The organism is Bradyrhizobium sp. 23, from assembly GCF_023073295.1.
Lineage (GTDB): Bacteria > Pseudomonadota > Alphaproteobacteria > Rhizobiales > Xanthobacteraceae > Bradyrhizobium > Bradyrhizobium canariense_D.
In genome coordinates this window covers 104,098-109,816 of sequence record NZ_JADPJF010000014.1, presented here as the reverse complement: position 1 = coordinate 109,816, position 5,719 = coordinate 104,098, and the positions used below count along the sequence as shown (strand labels likewise).

Here is a 5,719-nt window from a genome sequence, read left to right as displayed (position 1 = left end):
GACGTGATGCGGCCCGCCGCGATCGTCGATATCAATCCGCTGGCGCGGGGCTGGTCGGCGATCGAGCCCGGCAGTGACGGCTTGCGGCTCGGCGCGCTCGCGAAGATGTCCGACGTGGCCGCGCATGCCGAGATCCAGCGCCACTATCCGGTGATCGCGAATTCCCTGAAGCTCGCCGCCAGCGCCCAGCTGCGCAACATGGCGACGCTCGGCGGTAACGTGATGCAGCGAACGCGTTGCAGCTATTTCCGCGACGTTTCCTATGAGAATTGCAACAAGCGCAATCCTGGTTCGGGCTGTGCCGCCATGGACGGCGTCAATCGCATGCATGCGGTGCTCGGTACGTCCGATCAGTGCATCGCGACCTATCCCGGCGATTTTGCGCAGGCGCTGATCGCGCTCGATGCGATGGTCGAGATTACCGGCAGGTCCGGAACGCGCAACCTGCCGTTTGCGGATTTGCACAAGGCACCCGGCAGGACGCCCGACATCGAGACCACGCTTCGGCCCGGTGAGCTGATCTCTGCGTTCTCCGTTCCCGGCCGCTGGCCGCGCTCGGTGTATCTCAAGGCGCGCGACCGGCAGTCCTACGAGTTCGCGCTGTCGTCGGCTGCGGTCGCGCTCGACGTGCAGGATGGCACGATCAGGGACGCGCGTGTCGCGCTCGGCGGCGTCGCCACCGTGCCGTGGCGGGCGCGCGAGGCGGAGGCGCTGCTGAAGGGACAGAAATTCGACGACGGTCTGGCGCAGCGTGTGGCCGATGCCGCGTTTGCGGACGCCCAAGGCCGCCGGCACAACAGCTTCAAGATCGCGCTCGGCAAGCGCGTGGTGGCGCGCGCGCTCCAGCAGGCCGCAACGATGGAGATCTGATCATGACCGCTGCAGCTCCCGAGCCGAAAGCAAACATGGGCCGGCCCGTGCCGCGCTATGATGCGGCCGCAAAGGTCACGGGCCGGGCGACATATGCGTCCGACATGCCGCTCGACAATCCTGCCTACGCATTCCTGGTCACCAGCGCCATCGCCAAGGGCCGCATCGACAGTTTCGATCTCGACGATGCCAGGCGGGTCCGCGGCGTGATCGACATCGTCACGCATGAGAACGCTCCGAAGCTGAAGGAATCGAAACTGTTCAGCAATGGCGGCTATGCCGGCACCACGATCCAGCCGCTGAAATCGGCTGACATCGCCCATGACGGCCAGATCATCGCCGTCGTCATCGCCGAGAGTTACGAGGGGGCGCGCGAGGCCGCCAATCGCGTCAAGGTCAGCTACACGGCCGTAGCGCCGAGTGCGAGCTTCGACTCGCCGGGGACCACCACGGCAGCGGCAAAGGGACAGAACGCACAGTTCAAGGAAGACCCGGAGGTCGGCGATTTCGCCAAGGCGTTCGACGCGGCCGAGGTCAAGCTCACCGCCTCTTATGAAACGCCGACCCAGCACCACAATCCGATGGAGCTGTTTACGACGAGCTGCGCCTGGATGGGCGACGAGCTCGTCGTCTACGAGGGCAGCCAGTACGTCTACGGCCTGAAGAACGGCGTCGCCGAGCAGCTCGGTATCGACGCCGACAAGGTCCGTGTCGTCAATCCCTATGTCGGCGGCGGCTTTGGTTCGCGCGGTTCGATGACGTCCCGCACTGCCATCATCGCCGGCATTGCCAAACGCCTGAACCGGCCGATCAAGCTGGTGCCAACCCGCGACCAGGGTTTCACCATCGCCACCTACCGCGCCGAGACGCGCCATGAGATCAGGCTTGGTGCGGGTCGGGACGGCAAGCTGGTGGCTTTGAGGCATGACGGCGCGGAGGTTTCGTCGCGTCCGGATGCCTATTGCGTCGGCGGCACCAAGACGACGACGCGGCTCTATGCCTGCCCGAACGTCGCAAGTCTGGTGTCGATCGTGCGCGCCGACCGCAATACGCCCGGCTTCATGCGCTCGCCGCCGGAGGTGCCGTATCTCTTCGCGCTGGAGAGCGCGATGGACGAGCTCGCTGTGAAGCTGAACATGGACCCCGTCGAGCTCCGCCGCATCAACGACACCACCGTCGAGCCGATCGGCGGCAAGCCCTATACATCGCGGTCCTTGATGGCGTGCTTCGACGAGGCCGCGAAGGCGTTCGGCTGGTCGCAGCGCTCGCCGCAGCCGAAATCGATGTCGGACGGCGACTGGCTGGTCGGCTATGGCTGTGCCGCCACCTGCTATCCGACGCAGATGGCGCCCTCTGCCGCGCGCGTCCGCCTCCAGCGCGACGGCCGTACCCGGGTCGAGATCGCCGGTCACGAGATCGGCACCGGTGCGTATACCGTCATCGCCCAGACCGCGGCCGAGCGGCTCGGCGTGCCCTTGGAGAAGGTCGCGGTCTTCCTGGGTGACAGCGATCTGCCGCCGGCGCCCGTTGCCGGCGGTTCGAACTCGACTGCCAGCACCTGCTCGGCGGTGATGATGGTGTGCGACCGCATTCGCCAAAGGCTGTTCAAGGCCGTGATGCCGAGCGACAGCCTCGCCGACAAGGCCAAGGAGACTGTCGGCATCAGCCAGGCGCCGAGCACGCAGGCGGCGCAGAGCGATCGTCCACTCGATCTCGAGAAGGCCTTCGACGCGCTCGGCGTCGGCATCGTCGAGGAATACGGCGAGTGGAAGCCCGAAGGCGCGCCGCTGGATTCCTTCACGGCCATGCACAGCGGGCACGCGCGGCTCGTCGGTGGCCATCAGATGAAAGACAAGATCGCCTATGCCTTCGGTGCTGAGTTCGTCGAGGTCCGCGTCAACCGCTTTACCCATGAAATCCGCTGCCCCCGGCTGGTGGGAGCGTTTGCGGCGGGCCGCATCATGAATCCGCGCACGGCGCGCAGCCAGCTCATGGGCGGCCTGATCTGGGGCATGTCCTCGGCGCTGCTGGAGGCCACCGAGATCGACGAGCGCAATGCACGCTACGTCAACGATAATCTCGCCGACTATCTCGTGCCCGTGAATGCCGACGTGCCCGGTGTCGAAGTGATCCTGCTCTCCGAGCAGGACGACCGTATCAACCCGGCCGGCGTGAAAGGCCTTGGCGAGCTCGCCAATGTCGGCACCAATGCGGCGATCTGCAATGCGATCTATCACGCCACGGGCCAGCGCATCCGCAAGCTGCCCGTGCGGCTCGAAAATATCGAGGTGTGAGGGGTGGAAACGGCGTCAGCGTTGCGCTAGACACCTTGCGCCTCAAACGGAAGGTCTCTTATGCAGCGTTTACAGCGCATGCTCCTCGCCATCATGTCGGCACTCGCGATCACCGTGATCGCCGGCGTGTCCGATTTCGTTTCCACCACGGCCTCGGCCCAGACCGCAGGGAAGACCATGACAACAGCTTCAGGTTTGCAGATTACCGATAGCGTCGCCGGCACCGGAGCTTCGCCCAAGCCGGGCCAGATCTGCGTGATGCACTACACCGGCTGGCTCTACGAGAACGGCCAGAAGGGCAAGAAATTCGACTCGTCAGTGGATCGCAACGAGCCTTTCGAATTCCCGATCGGCAAGGGCCGCGTCATCGCCGGCTGGGACGAGGGTGTTGCCTCCATGAAGGTCGGCGGCAAGCGCACGCTGATCATTCCGCCGCAGCTCGGCTATGGCGCCCGGGGCGCAGGCGGCGTGATCCCGCCGAACGCGACGCTGATGTTCGACGTGGAATTGGTCGGGGTGAAGTAAGCCCGCAAACAAAAAGACCGGCCTCTCGGCCGGTCTTTTCGCTTTGAGTGCGACGCCGTTACTCCGTCGCGCGCTTGGCCGCAGCGGCTGCGCGATCAACCGCGTCCTTCGCGGCGTCCTTGGCGTCGCCCATGGCCTGCTGGCCCTTGCCCTTCACTTCCTGGACTGCACCTTCACCCTTCAGGCGCTCGGATCCAGTGGCTTCGCCAACGCCCTGCTTGGCCTTGCCCATTGCCTCGTTTGCGGTGCCCTTGATCTTGTCGGTCGTGCTACCCATGAAACTCTCCTGCGGTTTGCTCGCCAAGACAACGTTCGACGGTTATGAGGGTTCCGATTTTGTTATGGCTCGATGTCGCGGCTTTGGGTTAGTTTGCCGCACACGGAACCAATAGAAAGCAAGTCCCATGACCGGCCATGACCATTCGCATTCCCACCATGACCACGATCACCACGATCGCTGGAAACATGACGGCGTGCGCGTCATTCCCGGCAACCAGCTCGATACCAACGTTCCGTCGACGGCGGGCATGGACCGCGCGGCCGCGATCAATTTCGCGCGCGTCGGTGCGCAGAAATTGTGGGCGGGCACGGTCAGCATCAAGCCCGACGCCAAGACCGGCGCGCATCACCACGGCCATCTCGAAAGCGTGATCTATGTGGTGAAGGGCAAGGCGCGGATGCGCTGGGGCGAGAGCCTGCAATTCACCGCAGAGGCCGGCCCCGGTGACTTCATTTTCGTGCCACCCTACGTGCCCCATCAGGAGATCAACGCCAGCGCGGACGAGGTGCTGGAATGCGTGCTGGTGCGCAGCGACGGCGAGGCGGTGGCGATCAACCTCGATATCGAGCCGGTCGAGAAGCCCGAGACCGTCCTGTGGGTCGATCCCATTCACCGCGATCCGAACGAGAAGAAGTGAGGATCGCCTGAAAGCCAGCGGGTTCTGTGTGACAGAACCTCGCGGGCAGGGCTCCAAAAAAGATCCGGAAGCCGTGTCGGATCGCCGCTTGGCCGTCCGTCCTTGGGCAGAACCCCGCCCAAGGAGCTCCGATGCCCAGGATGATTTTCCTCAATCTGCCCGTGACCGACCTCAAGCGCGCCACTGCCTTTTACGAGGCGGTCGGTGCGACCAGGAACCCGCAATTCAGCGACGAAACAGCGAGCTGCATGGTCTTTTCCGAGACCATCTACGCGATGCTGACGACCCACGAGAAATTCCGGCAGTTCACGCCGAAGCCGATCTCGGATGCAAAGACCTCAAACCAGGCGCTGTTCTGCCTGTCCGCCGATAGCCGGACCGAGGTCGACGATATCGTCAGCAAGGCCGCGGCTGCAGGCGGGGTGGCCGATCCCAGCCCGAAGGACGAATACAGCTTCATGTACGGCCGCAGCTTCGAGGATCCGGACGGCCACATGTGGGGCGTGAACTGGATGGACATGGCAGCCTTCGCGGCGCAGTCCGACATGGCGAACGCCTGATTAACCCCACAACAGCAAGAAACCGAAGAGGAGCATTCAAGATGTCCAAGGTCGTTCCCTGCATGTGGTTCAACGGCGATGCCGAGGAAGCCGCGAAGTTCTACGTCTCGCTCGTGCCGAATTCGGCGATCACGCATGTTCAGCGCAACGTTTCAGATGGCCCGTCCGGCAAGGAAGGCTCCGTGCTCGTCGTCGAATTCTCGGTGGCGGGACAGCCTTTGGTCGCGCTCAACGGCGGCATGAAAATGGAATACACCCACGCGATCTCGCTGATGATCCATTGCGACGATCAGGCCCAGGTCGACAGCGTCTGGAATGCGTTCCTGGCCCATGGCGGCAAGGAAGAGCAGTGCGGCTGGCTCAGGGATCGCTGGGGCGTGGCCTGGCAGGTGGTGCCGAAGGTGATGTTCGAATTCCTCTCCAGCCCCGACAAGGCGGCTGCCGCACGCGCGATGCAGGCCATGATGAAGATGGTGAAGCTGGACGTGGAGGCGCTGCGGCGGGCGTTCGAGGGCAAGTCGGCGGCGTGAAGGGCGTGCCCTTGCCACATCCT

General features: G+C 64.2%; 7 protein-coding genes. 6 read left to right on the top strand and 1 reads right to left on the bottom strand.

From position 1 onward, the window contains the following. From IVB32_RS02660 to IVB32_RS02650, 3 genes are all read left to right on the top strand, one after another. On the top strand, nucleotides 1-870 hold an 870-nt coding region (locus IVB32_RS02660), incomplete at its 5' end, for an FAD binding domain-containing protein (RefSeq protein WP_247409696.1). 2 nt (nucleotides 871-872) lie between these two features. Next, nucleotides 873-3,164 carry a xanthine dehydrogenase family protein molybdopterin-binding subunit gene (locus IVB32_RS02655; RefSeq protein WP_247372604.1) on the top strand — a complete coding sequence of 764 codons (2,292 nt, stop codon included), beginning with the start codon at nucleotides 873-875 and terminating at the stop codon, nucleotides 3,162-3,164. Nucleotides 3,165-3,224: 60 nt separating this feature from the next. Further along, nucleotides 3,225-3,689: an FKBP-type peptidyl-prolyl cis-trans isomerase gene (locus IVB32_RS02650; RefSeq protein ID WP_247372607.1), complete on the top strand. Its 465-nt coding sequence runs from the start codon at nucleotides 3,225-3,227 to the stop codon at nucleotides 3,687-3,689. 58 nt (nucleotides 3,690-3,747) lie between these two features. On the opposite strand, the gene IVB32_RS02645 is transcribed toward IVB32_RS02650, so the two are convergent. Then, nucleotides 3,748-3,966: a CsbD family protein gene (locus IVB32_RS02645; protein ID WP_007606928.1), complete on the bottom strand. Its 219-nt coding sequence runs from the start codon at nucleotides 3,964-3,966 to the stop codon at nucleotides 3,748-3,750. Nucleotides 3,967-4,093: 127 nt separating this feature from the next. On the opposite strand from IVB32_RS02645, the gene IVB32_RS02640 reads away from it, so the two are divergent. The 3 genes from IVB32_RS02640 (at nucleotide 4,094) to IVB32_RS02630 (ending at nucleotide 5,696) form a co-directional block, all read left to right on the top strand. Next, entirely contained in the window at nucleotides 4,094-4,606 is a 513-nt protein-coding gene (locus tag IVB32_RS02640) for a cupin domain-containing protein (protein ID WP_085349946.1), read from the top strand. A gap of 131 nt (nucleotides 4,607-4,737) precedes the next feature. After that, nucleotides 4,738-5,166 (top strand): VOC family protein, encoded by a 429-nt coding sequence (locus tag IVB32_RS02635; RefSeq protein WP_026232857.1) that lies wholly within the window; start codon nucleotides 4,738-4,740, stop codon nucleotides 5,164-5,166. A gap of 41 nt (nucleotides 5,167-5,207) precedes the next feature. After that, nucleotides 5,208-5,696, top strand: a complete 489-nt coding sequence (locus IVB32_RS02630) for a VOC family protein (RefSeq protein ID WP_247372609.1) — start codon at nucleotides 5,208-5,210, stop codon at nucleotides 5,694-5,696. The last annotated feature ends 23 nt before the right edge of the window (nucleotides 5,697-5,719 follow it).

What these genes read in the sequence shown, in the direction of transcription:
- IVB32_RS02655 (WP_247372604.1), top strand. Translation starts at nt 873, where the DNA reads ATGACCGCTGCAGCTCCCGAGCCGAAAGCAAACATGGGCCGGCCCGTG.
- IVB32_RS02650 (WP_247372607.1), top strand. Translation starts at nt 3,225, where the DNA reads ATGCAGCGTTTACAGCGCATGCTCCTCGCCATCATGTCGGCACTCGCG.
- IVB32_RS02645 (WP_007606928.1), bottom strand. Translation starts at nt 3,966, where the DNA reads ATGGGTAGCACGACCGACAAGATCAAGGGCACCGCAAACGAGGCAATG.
- IVB32_RS02640 (WP_085349946.1), top strand. Translation starts at nt 4,094, where the DNA reads ATGACCGGCCATGACCATTCGCATTCCCACCATGACCACGATCACCAC.
- IVB32_RS02635 (WP_026232857.1), top strand. Translation starts at nt 4,738, where the DNA reads ATGCCCAGGATGATTTTCCTCAATCTGCCCGTGACCGACCTCAAGCGC.
- IVB32_RS02630 (WP_247372609.1), top strand. Translation starts at nt 5,208, where the DNA reads ATGTCCAAGGTCGTTCCCTGCATGTGGTTCAACGGCGATGCCGAGGAA.